The organism is Serratia sp. CY31944, from assembly GCF_052169175.1.
GTDB classification, from domain to species: domain Bacteria; phylum Pseudomonadota; class Gammaproteobacteria; order Enterobacterales; family Enterobacteriaceae; genus Serratia; species Serratia sarumanii.
The window spans coordinates 1-14,222 of record NZ_JBJNLG010000009.1 but is presented as its reverse complement, the minus strand read 5'-3'; the positions used below and the strand labels follow the sequence as shown (position 1 = coordinate 14,222).

At 61.2% G+C, this 14,222-nt stretch carries 18 protein-coding genes; 9 read left to right on the top strand and 9 right to left on the bottom strand.

What is annotated here, in order from left to right; genetic code table 11:
* Positions 1–80 precede the first annotated feature (80 nt).
* The 3 genes from pdxH (at position 81) to pdxY (ending at position 3,091) form a co-directional block, all read left to right on the top strand.
* On the top strand, positions 81–734 hold the full coding sequence (gene pdxH / locus ACJ8IN_RS11035) for a pyridoxamine 5'-phosphate oxidase (protein WP_033648477.1): 654 nt from the start codon (positions 81–83) through the stop codon (positions 732–734).
* Positions 735–872: 138 nt separating this feature from the next.
* The gene (tyrS, locus tag ACJ8IN_RS11030) at positions 873–2,147 is read left to right on the top strand and encodes a tyrosine--tRNA ligase (protein WP_033648189.1); all 1,275 of its coding nucleotides are present in this window, start codon (positions 873–875) and stop codon (positions 2,145–2,147) included.
* An 83-nt stretch (positions 2,148–2,230) separates the two neighbouring features.
* The gene (gene pdxY, locus ACJ8IN_RS11025) at positions 2,231–3,091 is read left to right on the top strand and encodes a pyridoxal kinase PdxY (RefSeq protein WP_033638395.1); all 861 of its coding nucleotides are present in this window, start codon (positions 2,231–2,233) and stop codon (positions 3,089–3,091) included.
* Positions 3,092–3,130: 39 nt separating this feature from the next.
* Here the strand turns inward: pdxY and gstA are convergent, their stop codons facing one another.
* From gstA to ACJ8IN_RS11000, 5 genes are all read right to left on the bottom strand, one after another.
* Positions 3,131–3,736 carry a glutathione transferase GstA gene (gstA, locus tag ACJ8IN_RS11020; protein WP_033638396.1) on the bottom strand — a complete coding sequence of 202 codons (606 nt, stop codon included), beginning with the start codon at positions 3,734–3,736 and terminating at the stop codon, positions 3,131–3,133.
* Between the two features lie 92 nt (positions 3,737–3,828).
* Positions 3,829–4,713, bottom strand: a complete 885-nt coding sequence (dapA, locus tag ACJ8IN_RS11015; protein WP_060424320.1) for a 4-hydroxy-tetrahydrodipicolinate synthase — start codon at positions 4,711–4,713, stop codon at positions 3,829–3,831.
* A 105-nt stretch (positions 4,714–4,818) separates the two neighbouring features.
* Positions 4,819–4,962, bottom strand: coding sequence for a hypothetical protein (locus ACJ8IN_RS11010; RefSeq protein WP_154610398.1), 144 nt, complete (start codon positions 4,960–4,962; stop codon positions 4,819–4,821).
* Between the two features lie 112 nt (positions 4,963–5,074).
* Positions 5,075–5,338 carry a DUF3811 domain-containing protein gene (locus ACJ8IN_RS11005; RefSeq protein WP_004938373.1) on the bottom strand — a complete coding sequence of 88 codons (264 nt, stop codon included), beginning with the start codon at positions 5,336–5,338 and terminating at the stop codon, positions 5,075–5,077.
* A 94-nt stretch (positions 5,339–5,432) separates the two neighbouring features.
* Complete coding sequence (locus ACJ8IN_RS11000) at positions 5,433–6,128, bottom strand: HD domain-containing protein (protein WP_079656471.1); 696 nt, start codon at positions 6,126–6,128, stop codon at positions 5,433–5,435.
* Between the two features lie 201 nt (positions 6,129–6,329).
* Between ACJ8IN_RS11000 and ACJ8IN_RS10995 the strand changes: the two genes are divergently transcribed.
* The gene (locus ACJ8IN_RS10995) at positions 6,330–6,722 is read left to right on the top strand and encodes a nuclear transport factor 2 family protein (RefSeq protein ID WP_033638399.1); all 393 of its coding nucleotides are present in this window, start codon (positions 6,330–6,332) and stop codon (positions 6,720–6,722) included.
* Here the strand turns inward: ACJ8IN_RS10995 and ACJ8IN_RS10990 are convergent.
* Positions 6,719–6,988, bottom strand: a complete 270-nt coding sequence (locus tag ACJ8IN_RS10990; RefSeq protein WP_004938382.1) for a hypothetical protein — start codon at positions 6,986–6,988, stop codon at positions 6,719–6,721. The genes ACJ8IN_RS10995 and ACJ8IN_RS10990 overlap by 4 nt on opposite strands.
* Before the next feature lie 198 nt (positions 6,989–7,186).
* Here ACJ8IN_RS10990 and ACJ8IN_RS10985 point away from each other — a divergent pair, with 198 nt between their 5' ends.
* Positions 7,187–7,498, top strand: coding sequence for a hypothetical protein (locus tag ACJ8IN_RS10985; protein ID WP_072021626.1), 312 nt, complete (start codon positions 7,187–7,189; stop codon positions 7,496–7,498).
* A 23-nt stretch (positions 7,499–7,521) separates the two neighbouring features.
* Positions 7,522–7,902: a nuclear transport factor 2 family protein gene (locus ACJ8IN_RS10980; protein ID WP_033638401.1), complete on the top strand. Its 381-nt coding sequence runs from the start codon at positions 7,522–7,524 to the stop codon at positions 7,900–7,902.
* Between the two features lie 7 nt (positions 7,903–7,909).
* Here ACJ8IN_RS10980 and ACJ8IN_RS10975 read toward each other — a convergent pair whose 3' ends face one another.
* Positions 7,910–8,290 carry a RidA family protein gene (locus tag ACJ8IN_RS10975; protein WP_041037983.1) on the bottom strand — a complete coding sequence of 127 codons (381 nt, stop codon included), beginning with the start codon at positions 8,288–8,290 and terminating at the stop codon, positions 7,910–7,912.
* A gap of 182 nt (positions 8,291–8,472) precedes the next feature.
* Between ACJ8IN_RS10975 and ACJ8IN_RS10970 the strand changes: the two genes are divergently transcribed.
* Positions 8,473–9,327: an aminoglycoside phosphotransferase family protein gene (locus ACJ8IN_RS10970; RefSeq protein ID WP_060424322.1), complete on the top strand. Its 855-nt coding sequence runs from the start codon at positions 8,473–8,475 to the stop codon at positions 9,325–9,327.
* On the opposite strand, the gene ACJ8IN_RS10965 is transcribed toward ACJ8IN_RS10970, so the two are convergent.
* Positions 9,292–9,795, bottom strand: coding sequence for a cupin domain-containing protein (locus tag ACJ8IN_RS10965; protein WP_060424324.1), 504 nt, complete (start codon positions 9,793–9,795; stop codon positions 9,292–9,294). The genes ACJ8IN_RS10970 and ACJ8IN_RS10965 overlap by 36 nt on opposite strands.
* Before the next feature lie 100 nt (positions 9,796–9,895).
* Positions 9,896–11,083, bottom strand: coding sequence for a benzoate/H(+) symporter BenE family transporter (locus ACJ8IN_RS10960; RefSeq protein ID WP_033638404.1), 1,188 nt, complete (start codon positions 11,081–11,083; stop codon positions 9,896–9,898).
* A 115-nt stretch (positions 11,084–11,198) separates the two neighbouring features.
* On the opposite strand from ACJ8IN_RS10960, the gene ACJ8IN_RS10955 reads away from it, so the two are divergent.
* Positions 11,199–11,762, top strand: a complete 564-nt coding sequence (locus tag ACJ8IN_RS10955; RefSeq protein WP_033648200.1) for a helix-turn-helix domain-containing protein — start codon at positions 11,199–11,201, stop codon at positions 11,760–11,762.
* 194 nt (positions 11,763–11,956) lie between these two features.
* Positions 11,957–14,050, top strand: coding sequence for a prolyl oligopeptidase family serine peptidase (locus ACJ8IN_RS10950; protein WP_060424326.1), 2,094 nt, complete (start codon positions 11,957–11,959; stop codon positions 14,048–14,050).
* Positions 14,051–14,222 lie beyond the last annotated feature (172 nt).

Below are 14,222 nucleotides of genomic sequence, written 5' to 3'. Positions count from 1 at the left end.
GCGGCGTCGGACCGATTGAGTTCCTGACGCCGCAGGCGCAGAATGTAACGACGGATTTTTTCAGTTGGTCGATAACCCAGATGATTGAAAAGAGTGAGTTTGATGTTGCGGACCTGCGCCGTGAATACACCCGAGGCGGCCTGCGCCGCAACGATCTGACCGCCAACCCGCTCGAACTGTTCGAGCGTTGGTTGAAACAGGCCTGCGACGCGCGCCTGGCCGATCCCACCGCCATGTGCGTCGCGACCGTCGACGAACACGGTCAGCCTTATCAACGCATCGTGCTGCTGAAGCATTTCGATGAGCAGGGGCTGGTGTTCTACACCAACCTCGGCAGCCGCAAGGCGCAGCAGCTGGCGCACAACCCGCATATCAGCCTGCTGTTCCCCTGGCACATGCTCGATCGCCAGGTGATTTTCCTCGGGCAGGCGGAGCGCCTGTCGACCCTCGAAGTGCTGAAGTATTTCAACAGCCGGCCGAAAGACAGCCAGATCGGCGCCTGGGTGTCGCAGCAGTCGTCGCGCATTTCCGCGCGCGGCGTGCTGGAAAGCAAATTCCTTGAGCTGAAGCAGAAGTTCCAGCAGGGCGAGGTGCCGTTGCCGAGTTTCTGGGGCGGATTCCGCGTGAAATTTGACTCCGTCGAATTCTGGCAGGGCGGCGCCCATCGCCTGCATGACCGTTTCCTGTATCAGCGGGACGGGAATGACTGGAAAATTGACCGACTGGCACCCTGAAGACGGAAAATCCCCTCTAAGCGCTGGTGCTGACGCCGCCGGCGCTTTATTCTATGCGCTACCCTAAATTTTTATTTCGCCACTGGGCGAAAGGCCGTGTACCGGCAAAGGTGCATTCGTTTATACATGGAGTCATTGATGGCAAGCAGCAACTTGATTAAACAACTGCAAGAGCGGGGCCTCGTTGCCCAGGTTACGGATGAGGAAGCGTTAGCGGAGCGACTGGCGCAAGGGCCAATTGCACTGTATTGCGGTTTCGATCCGACCGCTGACAGCTTGCATTTGGGCCATCTGGTTCCTCTGTTGTGCCTGAAGCGCTTCCAGCTGGCCGGCCACAAGCCGGTAGCACTGGTGGGCGGCGCCACCGGCCTCATCGGCGATCCGAGCTTCAAAGCGGCGGAGCGCAAGCTGAACACCACCGATACGGTGAACGAGTGGGTCGAGAAGATCCGCAAACAGGTTTCCCCGTTCCTCGATTTCGACTGCGGCAGCAACAGCGCTATCGCGGCCAACAACTACGACTGGTTCGGCGGCATGAATGTGCTGACCTTCCTGCGTGACATCGGCAAGCACTTTTCCGTCAACCAGATGATCAACAAGGAAGCGGTCAAGCAGCGCCTGAATCGCGACGACTCCGGCATCTCCTTCACCGAGTTCTCTTATAACCTGCTGCAGGGCTACGATTTCTCCGAGTTGTACAACCGTCACCAGGTGGAGCTGCAGATCGGCGGTTCCGATCAGTGGGGCAACATCACCTCAGGCATCGATCTGACGCGTCGTCAGCACCAGAAGCAGGTGTTCGGCCTGACCGTGCCGTTGATCACCAAAGCAGACGGCACCAAGTTCGGTAAAACCGAAGGCGGCGCGGTCTGGCTGGCGCCGGAAAAAACCAGCCCGTACAAGTTCTACCAGTTCTGGATCAACACCGCCGACGCCGACGTTTACCGTTTCCTGAAGTTCTTCACCTTCATGAGCCTGGAAGACATCAACGCGCTGGAGGAAGAAGACAAGAACAGCGGCAAGGCGCCGCGCGCCCAGTACGTGCTGGCGGAAGAAGTGACCGGCATGGTGCACGGTGCGGAAGGCCTGGCGGCCGCCAAGCGCATCACTCAGAGCCTGTTCTCCGGCGCGCTGCACGACATGACCGAAGCGGACTTCGCCCAGTTGGCGCAGGACGGCATGCCGACCATTAAACTGGAGCGTGACGCCGATCTGCAGCAGGCGCTGGTGAATGCCGAACTGGTGCCGTCACGCGGCCAGGCGCGCACCATGATCGGCTCCAATGCGGTGACCATCAACGGCGAGAAACAATCGGATGCCGAATACCGCTTCAGCGATGCGGACCGTCTGTTCGGCCGCTACACGCTGCTGCGCCGCGGCAAGAAACACTACTGCCTGGTGGATTGGCAGTAACGAATAATGACGGTAAGGGGCCCTGGTGGCCCCTTTATTTTTGCGCAGCCGCCAGGCTGCGGTATTCCGAACGAGTTCTGTCGATGAAAAACATTCTTTCTATCCAGTCGCACGTGGTGTTTGGTCACGCCGGCAACAGTGCGGCTGAATTCCCGATGCGCCGTATGGGCGTCAATGTCTGGCCGCTGAACACGGTGCAGTTCTCCAACCATACGCAATACGGCCAGTGGACCGGCTGCGTTATGCCGGCCAGCCACCTGACCGAGATCGCGCAGGGTATTGCCAATATCGAGCAGCTGCAACGCTGTGATGCCGTGCTGAGCGGTTATATCGGTTCGCCGGAGCAGGGCGACCATATTCTGGAGATCGTGCGTCAGGTTAAGCAGGCGAACCCGAACGCCTGGTATTTCTGCGATCCGGTGATGGGGCATCCTGAAAAGGGCTGCATCGTGGCGCCGGGCGTGGCCGAGTTTCACTGCCGCCAGGCGCTGCCGTGCAGCGACATGATGGCGCCGAACCTGCTGGAGTTGGAGATGCTGAGCCAGATGGCCGTCGCCAACGTGGCCGACGCGGTGCAGGCCGCCCGCGTGCTGATCGCCAAGGGGCCGCGGCTGGTGCTGGTCAAGCACCTGGCCCGCGCCGGCTATCACGCCGACTGCTTCGAAATGCTGCTGGTGACGGCGGACGAGGCCTGGCACATCAGCCGGCCGCTGGTGGACTTCGGCGCGCGTCAACCGGTTGGCGTCGGTGATTTGACCAGCGGTCTGCTGCTGGTGGATCTGCTGAAGGGCGAGGCGCTGGACAAAGCGCTGGAGCACGTGACCGCCGCCGTGTATGAGGTGATGCTGACCACGCAGGAGATGGGCGAATACGAACTGCAGGTGGTGGCGGCGCAGGATCGGATCGTGCAGCCGCTCAGCGAATTCAAAGCGGTAAAGCTGTAAGTGCATCGAGCCCCGGCGACAGCCGCCGGGGCTGAAACTTTACTTCAATCCTTCGGCGTTCAGCGCCGCATCTACCGCCGGGCGCGCCGCAACGCGATCGAACCAGGCCGCCAGATGGGCGTGCTTGCGCACGTCGAACTGCAGGGCGAACGCCCAACGTAACACGGTGAACAGGTAGGCGTCGGCTACGCTGAAACGGCTTCCCAACAGGAAGTGCTGCTTCGCCAGCACCGAATCCAGATAGCTGAACTGCTGCTCCAGCTTGGCGCGCGCGATGGTTTGGTATTCCTCGGGCGTTTTCGGGTTGAACAGCGGGCTGAACCCTTTGTGCAGTTCGGTGGCGATGTAGTTCAGCCATTCGATCGCGTGGTAGCGCGACAGGGTGCCCGCCGCCGGGATCAGGTTGCGATCGGGCACGCGGTCCGCCAGGTATTGCACGATCGCCACGCCTTCGGTCAGCAGGCTGCCGTCATCCAGCAGCAGCGCCGGTACCTGTCCCTTGGGGTTGATGGCGAGGTAATCGGCGCCGCTCTCGGTCTTCTTCTGCGCCAGATCGACCTTCTCCGCCGTAAAATCCAGCCCTGCCTCACGCAGCACGATATGCGGGGACAGCGAACAGGCGCCGGCTTTATAGAACAGTTTCATCGGAAGCTCCTTGTTGATGACGAATGACGGGCATGCTTAACCTCTCATCGTAGTCCCATAGCGCCAAAATTACAGCGGCTTAGCTAACAAATTTAACCGATGATCGCCTCGGCGGGCTGCAGCTGCGCCAGCGTTGCGGCGATCTGCTGTTGCAACGCCTGCGGCGCTACCTGCATCGGCGAGCGCAGCTCGTTGGCGATCAGCCCCTGCTGAGCCAGCACCGTCTTGACCGGCGCCGGATTCGGGAAGCTGAACATCTGGTGGATCATCGGCAGCAGCTCATAGAAGTTGCTGCGCGCCGCGGCCAAATCGCCGGCGGCGACCTGCTGCACCAGCTGCACGAAACGTTCCGGGTGAACATGCGCGGCGGCGGAGATGGCACCGGTGCCGCCGAGGCACAGCGTGGTGAGGATCAGATTGTCTTCCCCGGTCATCACATCGATTTCGCCGTCGGCGATCAGCGCCATGGTGGCGTCAGGGTTGCCGCCGCAGTCCTTGATGGCGGTGATGCGCGGATGGCGCGCGAGCCGGCGCAATGTGGCCAGCTCCATGGCGATGCCGGTGCGCTGCGGAATGTTGTACAGGATCACCGGCACGCTGGAGGCGTCGGCCAACTGGGTGAAATAATCGATCAGGCCGCATTGCGAAGGGCGAATGTAGTAAGGTGCCGGGATCAGCACGCCGGCGATGTCGCGCAGCTGAATGGCCTGCTGCATCTGCAGCGTGGCGGCCATGTTATTGCCGGAAAGGCCCATCACGACCTGGTGTGCGGGCGCCACTTCCAGCACGGCGTCGAGCACCGCCAGCTGTTCTTCTTTGCTCAGCGCGGCGGCTTCACCGGTGGAGCCGCAGACCACCAGGCCATCGATGCCGGCGTCGAGCAGGTGCCGCGCCAGGCGTTTCACCGCCGGCAAATCGACGGCATCGTGATTGAAAGGGGTAACCATCGCCACCCAAATACCCGAAAATGAGGCCATAAAATATTCCTTCTGTGTGACCGACAGAGAAGCCAGATGAGAAAATTGAAGGCGGGGCGTTGCGCGCCATCCAGTCAGCTCATCTGACGGGACAGCTCGCCCCGGTCAAATGAGCGTCTGTTTCTTCGATTTAACCGCCGCCAAACCGCCAACGGGCAACGCGGGCGTCATCAGCATGTCAGCGTTGCGTGGGTAGGCCATGGCGGTCTCGTGAAAAGGGAAAGTGGGGTGATAATGAATATTCTTCATCAGGCTGTCAATTTACAACAGATTGATAACATTGTTATTCATGATTCGGTAGCGAGGATGAGTTTGGCTAATAAATAAAAATCCCCGCAGCGGCGGGGAGAGTTTGGCTGGTTCAGCGCGGCGGGCGGGAGCCGATGGTGGCGGACCAACTGAAGGTGTCGCCGCTCGGCCGATAGCGGTTGGCCTTGCGTTCTGCACGCTCCGCCTTGGCGAGCTTCGCTCTGGCGGCCATGATGCGCGCCACCACTTCATCCTTGACCTTGTGCTGTTCGGCGTTGGTCAGCGGCCTGCCGTGGCTCTTGCGCGCCTTGTCCAGTTCGGTTTTCACTTCCCGCTGTTCGCTTTCCGTCATCTCTTTCAACGTCAACTTTTTCATCTTTGCCGCCCGTTCGGTGAAGTTGACCTACAGTTTAGCGGCGTTATGTGACCGAAAATGTTATGGGCATAACGAAATGCGCGGTAAGCCGGCATTACACCTCTTCCAGCAGATCGTCGACAAAGCGCCGCATGCGTTCGGTGCGCTGCTCGGCCATGTGCCGCCCGGCGGCGGTCTGGAAGCCGTCTTGCAGTTTGAACAGCTTGGTTTCGAAGTGATCCAGGCTGAAACGCTTGTCGTCGTATTGGCGATGTTCGGCCCGCGGGTCGGCGGCGTCGTACAGCGCGCTGCGCATGCGGCCGCCGATATAGAAACAGCGCGCCACGCCGATAAGACCTATGGCGTCGAGGCGATCGGCATCCTGCAGGATCTTCGCCTCCAGGGTTTGCGGGGGGATGCCGGCGGAAAAACTGTGCGCTTCGATGGCGTGAGCCACCGCCGCGATATCCGCCGGCGCCCATTCCAGCCGGGTCAGCGTCAGCGTGGCTTGCTCCGCCGCCATGCGTGAGGCCAGATGGCGCTGCGGCGAATTCTTTTCCACCGCGACGGCGTCGTGCAGCAGCACCGCCGCACAGAGAATGCGCCGGTCGCCGCCTTCCAGCTTGCTGATCCGGCGGCAGTTCTTCCAGACCCGGTGCAGATGCGCCACGTCATGCGAACCGTCGTCCGACTCGAGGGTGAGCGGCAGCAGCGTTTGCGCCAGTGCCTGATAGGGGGAAAAAGGTTGTAACAGCTCTTGCGTCAGCGAGGGTAAAGACACGTTCAGCTCCTGTTGGGGGAAATCGGTCAATCAGCATAGCCGCGCCGGATGCCGGGAGAATGACAGAAAAACGGCTATTGTTTACTAAAGTGCAACCCACTATTGTCATAACTGCGGTTTTTGCAGCGAAACAAGCAACCTAGAATAGCCGCATTCCGCCGTCTCCGCTTGGTGAGAGCCTGTGTCCGCGGAGATGGCCGGAATATCCTCATCAGCCATGGGAGAAGAGATATGCCAACCCCTCTTGAAATAGTGCGCGCAACCTATGAAGGCAGCTCCGAAGAAAACGGCCGTAATCTGCTGGCGGCGCTGGCCCCCGATGCCGAGTGGACCGAAGCTGCCGGTTTCCCCTACGCCGGTACCTATATCGGCCCGGAGAACATCATCAAGAACGTGCATCAGCGCCTGGGCAGCGAGTGGCAAGGTTACCGCGCCGATGTCGACCACTTTTACGACGCCGGCGACAATGTGATCGCGCAAGGTTTTTATCACGGCACCTACCGGGCCACCGGCAAATCCTTCAGCGCCTCTTTTGCGCATATTTATACGCTGCGCGGCGGCAAAATCGTGAAGTTCGTGCAGATCGTCGACAGCGCCAAAGTGCTGGAAGCGATGCAGCCTTAATCGCCGCTGCGCTTGCCGAATTTGCGGTCGAACTCGCGCCGGTAACCCCGGGCCTTGTTGCGATCGCGGATCCACAGATAGCCGCACACCAGCGCAACCGCTCCCGAGAAGGTGACGTTGCGCATATCCCGGTCATACCAAAACACCAACAGCGCATCCAGCGCCGCAATCAGCGCGATCCATTTATACATATGGGATTGACGCCGCGTGGCGGCGTTGAGTCGCTTTAACTGTCTGGCTTCGTCCAACACCGGTTTTTGCTGCATAGCGTTTCGTTATCATCAGGCTGTTCACGCTAAATTAGCAGAATTTCCCTAACAGCCGCAAAGATTAACGCGCGGTGCCATGCGGTTTTCCCCGCCGCTGGCGCGGGGCAGAAAATTTGTGCCGGACGCTTGAATTGTCCATTGGGCGTGGTAGGTTATTTATTCGCTATTTTTGGGTTTTTATTCAATGGAGGAATGATGATTGTAAGAACTTGGCATGGCTGCGTTCCCTTAAAATATCAACAAGGTTTTGCGGATCATTTAGTTGTCACAGGTGTGCAGCACGCTAAGGCCATTGCTGGGAATTGCGGTGCTTTTGTACGACAGGAAATCCAGGGGGAATATGCTCATTTTTTCCTTGCCACCTATTGGGAATCTCTGGCGGCAGTAAAAGATTTTGCCGGTGAAGAATATCAGATTGCAGTGACCTATCCCGATGATGAGCGTTTTTCTTTGATTTCAGATCCCTATGTATTTCACCATCAAGTAGAAGAAATTGCTGCGTTATGACTTTAAAACAGCAGGAGGATGTGATGAACGATAAAACGGCACGCCCGCAGGATGTGGTTCAGCAACAGCTTGACGCCTATAACGCCCGCGACATCGACGCCTTCATGGCCTGCTGGGCGGACGACGCGCAGTATTACGAGCATCCCGACACGCTGCTGGCCAGCGGCAAGGCGGCGATCCGCGAACGGCATCTGGTGCGTTTCCAGGAGCCAAGTCTGTACGGTGAACGGATAAAACGCATGGCGGTGGGGAACATGGTGGTCGATCAGGAAGTGGTGACACGGAACTTCCCGCAGGGGCGGGGCAAAATGGATGTCATCGCCATTTACGAAGTGGAACAGGGGCGGATCGCCAAAGCCTGGTTCAAGATCGGCCCCTGCGTGCCGGATGAGGGCGCGCTCTAGCCGCGCATTATTGCAACGCCATCACCGCCTCTATCTCTACGCACACCTGCGGTGAGAACAACGCGCTGACCGCCATCAGTGAACAGGCCGGCAGCGCACCATCGAAATAGTCAAACAGCACCGGGCGCACGCCCGCCAGATCGGCGATGTCGGTCAGGAACACGCTGATTTTAATCAACGCTTTAAGATTAACGCCTTCGCTGGCGGCGATAGTGGCTAACTGCTCGAGGATCTCCTGCGTTTGCTCCGGCGCGCTCAAGCCTTGCGCGTCGGTGGCGAAGGCCGTCAATCCCGACACGTACAGGCGATCGCCGTGGCGCACCGCATGCACATAGGGGCCGCCCGGCGTGGGCAACTGCGGATAATTCGTGCGTTTTAATGATGTCATGATCAAACCCCGCGCAAGACCGGTTAATAAAATCGACAAACTTGGTTAGGATACTGAGGAAACGGCGGCCAGACGCCGCACACCGATGATATTTGAGAGTATCATCCCTCTTTATTTTATACGTCGTCTTTCACGTGAATGTGACAGTGCGGCGCAGATCGGCCACAAGGACGCATGAGACGATGAACCCGCTTTTTACTCCCTACCTGCAACGCTGGCAACTGGAACAGGACGGCAAAGCCTTCGAAACCCACAGCAGTCTGCTGATGCCGGTGCGTTACCGGGGCGAGGCAGCGATGCTGAAGATCGCCCGCGAGCAGGAGGAGCGCTTCGGCGGCCAGCTGATGTGCTGGTGGCGTGGGGAAGGCGCCGCGCAGGTGCTGGCGTGGCATGACGACGGCATTCTGCTGGAGCGCGCGCAGGGTGAAGGCTCGTTGGCGCAGCTGGTGCGTGACGGCGACGATGAGCAGGCCACGCAAATCCTGTGCCGGGCGATCGCCGCCTTGCATGCGCCGCGAGCGGAACCGTTGCCCGAGCTGATCCCGCTGCAGGAGTGGTTCAGCTCACTGTGGCCGGCGGCGCAGGCGCACGGCGGCATGCTGCGTCTCTGCGCCACGACGGCGGCAGAATTGCTGCACAGCCCGCGAGAAGAGAGCGTGCTGCACGGCGATATTCACCATGACAACGTGCTGGACTTCGGCGAACGCGGCTGGCTGGCGATCGATCCCAAGCGTTTGTACGGCGAACGGGGCTTCGACTACGCCAATATCTTCTGCAATCCCAACTACGGCATCGCCACCGATCCGGCCATTTTCCAGCGCCGCGTGGAACAGGTCTGTCGCTTGGCCGGGCTGGAGCGCCGGCGCTTGCTGCAATGGATCCTGGCCTGGTCGGGGCTCTCCGCCGCCTGGTTCATGGAAGACGGGCAGGCGGCGGACATCGACTTTCGCGTCGCCGAGCTGGCGGCGCGCGCGCTGGATCTCCCGCTGCCGGGCGGCGACTCAGGGTTCATCCTGCCAGTAATCGAGCGAGGTTGAAGGGCGCTGCAGGTAGCGCACCTGCTGGCCGCCTGCGCCGCGCGCCATCGCCTGGTATTTGCCGGAATCCGGGTACATCACCAGCTCCGGCTGCTCGCGCGTGCTGACGGACAGGTACTTCAGCGGCGCATCGGAGGTGTTGATGATCTGGTGCGGGTATTCCGGGCCCGGCGGAATGAAGATGACATCCCCGCTGACGATCGGCAGCATTTCTCCGGCCACCCGCAGCGTACCGCTGCCTTCCAGAATGATGAACATTTCCTCCTGAGCGTAGTGAAAATGGTAGGGGCAGGAGCGCATACCCGGCGCGACACAATCGAAAGAGGCGCCCAGCTTGTCGGCGGCGGTGCCGGTGCCGAGGCGAGCGCCGACGCTGTCATACAGCGGCGGCCGCCGATCGTGCCGCTTATCTACCCGTTCGACATTGCGTATCAGGCGCTGAGCCAACAGCGCAGCTTTCTCAGTCATAGGCTTCCTTGGTGACGGCGTCACTTATTTTGTGAATTGATCTCAAGACGACAGAGAAAGTGAAGGCGCCATGGCGGCACTTGTCAATGTAGACCGCCCGTTATGCTTGGCTTGTTCGCTGCGGCAGCGACAGCAGCAGATGGGCGATCGCGCCGCCGACGATGCCCCAGAAGGCCGAACCGATGCCCAGTAACGTGACGCCGGAGGCGGTGATGAGGAAGGCGATCAGCGCCGCGTCGCGCTGTTTCTCATCATGCAGCGCGCGCTGCAGGCTGCCGCCGATGGTGCCGAGCAGCGCCAGCCCGGCGATGGTGTGGATCAGGGCGAGGGGCAGCGCGCTGAACAGCAGGCCGATGGCGCCGCCGAACAGCCCGGCCAACAGGTAGAAGCCGCCGGCGGCCACCGCGCCCATATAGCGGCGCTGCGGATCGGGATGCACGTCAGGCCCCATGCAGATGGCGGCGGTGATCGCGGCGATGCACACCGAGAATCCGCCGAACGGCGCCAGCAGCAGCGCGGTGAGCGCCGTCCAGGCGATCAGCGGTGAGGTGGGGACGCGGTAGCCCGCCGCCTGCAGCGTGGCGATGCCGGGCGCATTCTGCGAAGCCATGGTCACCACGAAGAACGGCACGCCGATGCCCAGCAGCGTCGGCCAGCTGAAGTGCGGCGCGATAAATTCCGGCATGGCAAACGCCGGCGCGTGTTGCGCCGGCTGGATATTGCCCTGCAGCGCGGCGATCGCCAGCCCGGCCGCCAGCGTCAGCACGATGGCGTAGCGCGGCAGATAACGGCGGCTGAGCAGATAAGCCAGCCCCATGCCGGCGCTCAGCGGGAAATTGAGCTGCAGCGAAGCGAAGGCGTCCAGGCCGAAACGCAGCAGGATCCCCGCCAGCATCGCGGCGGAAATCGCCTGCGGAATGTAGTCCATCAGGCGGGCGAACAGCCCGGTGACACCGCACAGCAGGATCAGACCGGAAGCGAAGATAAACACCCCGATCGCCTCGTTGATCGGCGTGCCGGGCAGGCTGGTGACCAGCAGCGCCGCGCCGGGCGTCGACCAGGCGGTGAGGATAGGCGTGCGATAGTAAAGCGACAGTCCCAGCGAGGTGACGCCCATCGCGATCCCCAGCGCGCTCAGCCAGCCGCCGATCTGCGCCGGCGTGGCGCCCGCGGCGGCGGCGGCCTGGAAAATGATCGCGGCAGAGCTGGTGTAACCCACCAGAACGGCGACAAAGCCGGCCATGACGGCGGGCAGGGTCAGGTGGCGCAGGGAGAGGGCTGGGCGCATGAGGTGCTCCAATCGGTGATTGTGCGTTATAACGCACGACAAGAAAGCAGCATAGCATCGTGCGCTATAGCGCACAAGTGGGTATAATCGAGCCCGACATGCAGAGGAGAACAGGATGCAGGAACTTGCCGGCCATTTGGCGCACACCCTTCGCACGCTGCGTGCACAGCGCGGCTGGAGCCTGACGCAGGCGGCGGAATACACCGGCGTCAGCAAGGCGATGCTCGGGCAGATCGAACGCGGCGAGTCCAGCCCGACGGTGGCGACGCTGTGGAAGATCGCCACCGGTTTCAACGTGGCGTTCTCCGCTTTTCTTGAGGCGTCGCCCGCGCAGCAGCAGGCGACGCTGCACCGCTACGGCGATCTGCCGGTCTACGATCAGGACAACGCCGACATGCGCGTAGTGCCGCTGTTTCCCTACGATCGCCAGCTGGGTTTCGATATGTTCGTCATCGATCTTGCGCCGGGCGCGCTCAGCGAGTCGTCGCCCCATGAGCCGGGCGTGATCGAGCATGTCATCGTGATCAGTGGCCGGTTGGAGTTGGCGATAGAGGGCGAATGGCACAGCCTGGCCGCCGGCGAGGCGATGCGCTTTCAGGCCGATCGGCCGCACGCTTACCGCAACGCCAGTTCACAAACGGTGCGCATCCACGATCTGATCCACTATCCTCAATCCTGACTCAACGCGGCGGCCGTGGGCTTTGACTCCGCGCCGCCAAACGCCTACCTTGTTGAAAATGACTCTTATTTCACAGGCTGTCGCCCATGACGGGGCGGCGTTGCAGCCGACTCAAAAGGAGCTTGATTTTGCCGGTCACCAATCGACGTCAGTTTATTAAACTCAGTGCGCAAACCGCAGGAGCCGTATTCGCGATGACTTCATTACCCAACAGTATCCGCCTGGCGATGGCGGCGGAGGGCGGCGCGGCCGCCGGCGATGAATTCCTGTGGCTGGAGGAGCTGCAGGGTAAAAAAGCGCTGCAATGGGTGCAGCAGGAAAATCAGCGCACCGTGGCGCGTTTCGGCCAAGGCGAAGACTTTCAGCGCATTGAGCGCGAGGTGCTGGATATCCTCAATAAAGACACCCAGATCCCGTGGGTGAGCAAGCGCGGCGAGTACTATTACAACTTTTGGCAGGACCAGGCTAACCCGCGCGGCCTGCTGCGGCGCACCACGCTGGACGAGTACCGCAAGGCCAAACCGGCCTGGGAAACGGTGCTGGATATCGATGCGTTGGGCAAGGCGGAGGGCAAGGATTGGGTTTATCAGGGCTCGCAGCCGCTGGCGCCGGAATACCGCTATTGCCTGATGCAGCTGTCGCCGGACGGCGGCGACGCCACCGAAATCCGCGAATTCGATCTGGTGGCCAAACGCTTCGTCAAGGATGGCTTCAACGTACCGGTGGCGAAAAGCCGGGTTTCCTGGGTCGATCGGGACACGCTGTTCATCGCCACCGATTTCGGCCCCGGCTCGATGACCCAGTCCGGTTACGCGCGCATCGCCAAACGCTGGCGGCGCGGCACGCCGCTGAGCGCCGCCGAAACGCTGTACGAAGCGCAGCCTGAGGACATGGCGGTCTTCGCCTATCACGATCGCACGCCGGGCTTTGAGCGCGATTTCGTCGGCCGCAGCCTGGATTTCTATCGCCGCGACTACTTCTTGCTGGCTCAGGACGGCCGGCAGATCAAAATCGACATCCCGGCCGACGCCGAGCTGGATACGCACCGTGAATGGCTGCTGATTAAACCGAGCAGCGACTGGGAGGTGGGCGGCAAGCGCTATCCGTCCGGCGCGCTGCTGGCGGCCAACTTCGATGACTATCTGGCGGGCAAGCGCGAGCTGCAGTCGCTGTTTACCCCAACGGCGGAGCAGGCGCTGAGCGGCTACAGCGGCACCCGCGATCACCTGATCCTCAGCATCATGGATAACGTGGTCAACCGGCTGGAAGTGCTGACGCCGAAGGGCGGCAGCTGGCAACGTCGCCCGCTGGGCAACCCCGGCGCCATCAGCACCCTTTCCGCCGGTGGCATCGACGAAGAGAGCAACGCCTATTTCTTGACCGTCAGCGGGTTCCTGCAGCCGACCTCGCTGTACATGGGCAATCTCGACGGCGGTGAGGCGACGCTGCTGAAACAGGCGCCGCAGGATTTTGACGCGTCAGGCTACCGGGTGAGCCAGCATTTTGCGCGCTCCAAGGACGGTACCCGCGTGCCGTACTTCCAGATTGCCGCCAAAGATCTCAAATCGGACGGCAGCACGCCGACGCTGCTGTATGGCTACGGCGGGTTTGAAGTGCCGCTGCTGCCGGGCTATCTCGGCGGCAAGGCGCCGGCCTGGCTGGAGCGCGGCGGGGTGTACGTGGTGGCCAACATCCGCGGCGGCGGCGAATACGGCCCGGCCTGGCACCAGGCGGCGCTCAAGCAGAATCGCCATCGCGCCTACGAGGATTTCGCCGCCGTGGCCGAAGATCTCATCGCACGCAAGGTGACCTCGGCGCCGCATCTGGGCGCGCGCGGCGGCAGCAACGGCGGCCTGTTGGTGGGCAATATGCTGACGCTGTATCCGCAGCTGTTCGGCTGCATCGTCTGCGAAGTGCCGCTGCTGGACATGCAGCGTTATACCCAGCTTTCCGCCGGCGCGTCGTGGATCGCCGAATACGGTGACCCGAGCAAGCCGGAGCAGTGGGCCTATATCAAAACCTTCTCGCCGTACCACAACATTCAGGCGAAAACGGCCTATCCGCCGGTGCTGTTCTATACCGCGACCAGCGACGATCGGGTCAACCCGGCCCACGCCCGCAAAATGGCCGCGCGCATGCAGGCGATGGGGTATCAGCAGGCCTATTTCTACGAGAATACTGAAGGCGGGCACAGCGCCGCCGCCGACAAGCAACAGGCGGCGTTCCACAGCGCGCTGGTGAGCGAATTCATGTGGGCCAACCTGAGCGGAAAACCCAAGTCAGCGTAAACGCGTTTCTTGCGGGCATAAAAAAACACCGGGGCGTTAACCCGGTGTTTTTATTGTAAGCCTTAAACCACCTCCTAAGGAGGTGGTGATTGAACCTGTGAGGCTCTAGCCTGAAGGAAACCCATGCCGGAATATTCCAGCTTACTCACCACAAGTAAGAAGGAAATCACCA

Excerpts from the sequence above, each read along its gene's own strand:
- pdxH (WP_033648477.1), top strand. The coding sequence starts at position 81 with ATGATTGAAAAGAGTGAGTTTGATGTTGCGGACCTGCGCCGTGAATAC.
- tyrS (WP_033648189.1), top strand. The coding sequence starts at position 873 with ATGGCAAGCAGCAACTTGATTAAACAACTGCAAGAGCGGGGCCTCGTT.
- pdxY (WP_033638395.1), top strand. The coding sequence starts at position 2,231 with ATGAAAAACATTCTTTCTATCCAGTCGCACGTGGTGTTTGGTCACGCC.
- gstA (WP_033638396.1), bottom strand. The coding sequence starts at position 3,736 with ATGAAACTGTTCTATAAAGCCGGCGCCTGTTCGCTGTCCCCGCATATC.
- dapA (WP_060424320.1), bottom strand. The coding sequence starts at position 4,713 with ATGGCCTCATTTTCGGGTATTTGGGTGGCGATGGTTACCCCTTTCAAT.
- ACJ8IN_RS11010 (WP_154610398.1), bottom strand. The coding sequence starts at position 4,962 with ATGAAGAATATTCATTATCACCCCACTTTCCCTTTTCACGAGACCGCC.
- ACJ8IN_RS11005 (WP_004938373.1), bottom strand. The coding sequence starts at position 5,338 with ATGAAAAAGTTGACGTTGAAAGAGATGACGGAAAGCGAACAGCGGGAA.
- ACJ8IN_RS10995 (WP_033638399.1), top strand. The coding sequence starts at position 6,330 with ATGCCAACCCCTCTTGAAATAGTGCGCGCAACCTATGAAGGCAGCTCC.
- ACJ8IN_RS10990 (WP_004938382.1), bottom strand. The coding sequence starts at position 6,988 with ATGCAGCAAAAACCGGTGTTGGACGAAGCCAGACAGTTAAAGCGACTC.
- ACJ8IN_RS10985 (WP_072021626.1), top strand. The coding sequence starts at position 7,187 with ATGATTGTAAGAACTTGGCATGGCTGCGTTCCCTTAAAATATCAACAA.
- ACJ8IN_RS10980 (WP_033638401.1), top strand. The coding sequence starts at position 7,522 with ATGAACGATAAAACGGCACGCCCGCAGGATGTGGTTCAGCAACAGCTT.
- ACJ8IN_RS10975 (WP_041037983.1), bottom strand. The coding sequence starts at position 8,290 with ATGACATCATTAAAACGCACGAATTATCCGCAGTTGCCCACGCCGGGC.
- ACJ8IN_RS10970 (WP_060424322.1), top strand. The coding sequence starts at position 8,473 with ATGAACCCGCTTTTTACTCCCTACCTGCAACGCTGGCAACTGGAACAG.
- ACJ8IN_RS10965 (WP_060424324.1), bottom strand. The coding sequence starts at position 9,795 with ATGACTGAGAAAGCTGCGCTGTTGGCTCAGCGCCTGATACGCAATGTC.
- ACJ8IN_RS10960 (WP_033638404.1), bottom strand. The coding sequence starts at position 11,083 with ATGCGCCCAGCCCTCTCCCTGCGCCACCTGACCCTGCCCGCCGTCATG.
- ACJ8IN_RS10955 (WP_033648200.1), top strand. The coding sequence starts at position 11,199 with ATGCAGGAACTTGCCGGCCATTTGGCGCACACCCTTCGCACGCTGCGT.
- ACJ8IN_RS10950 (WP_060424326.1), top strand. The coding sequence starts at position 11,957 with ATGACTTCATTACCCAACAGTATCCGCCTGGCGATGGCGGCGGAGGGC.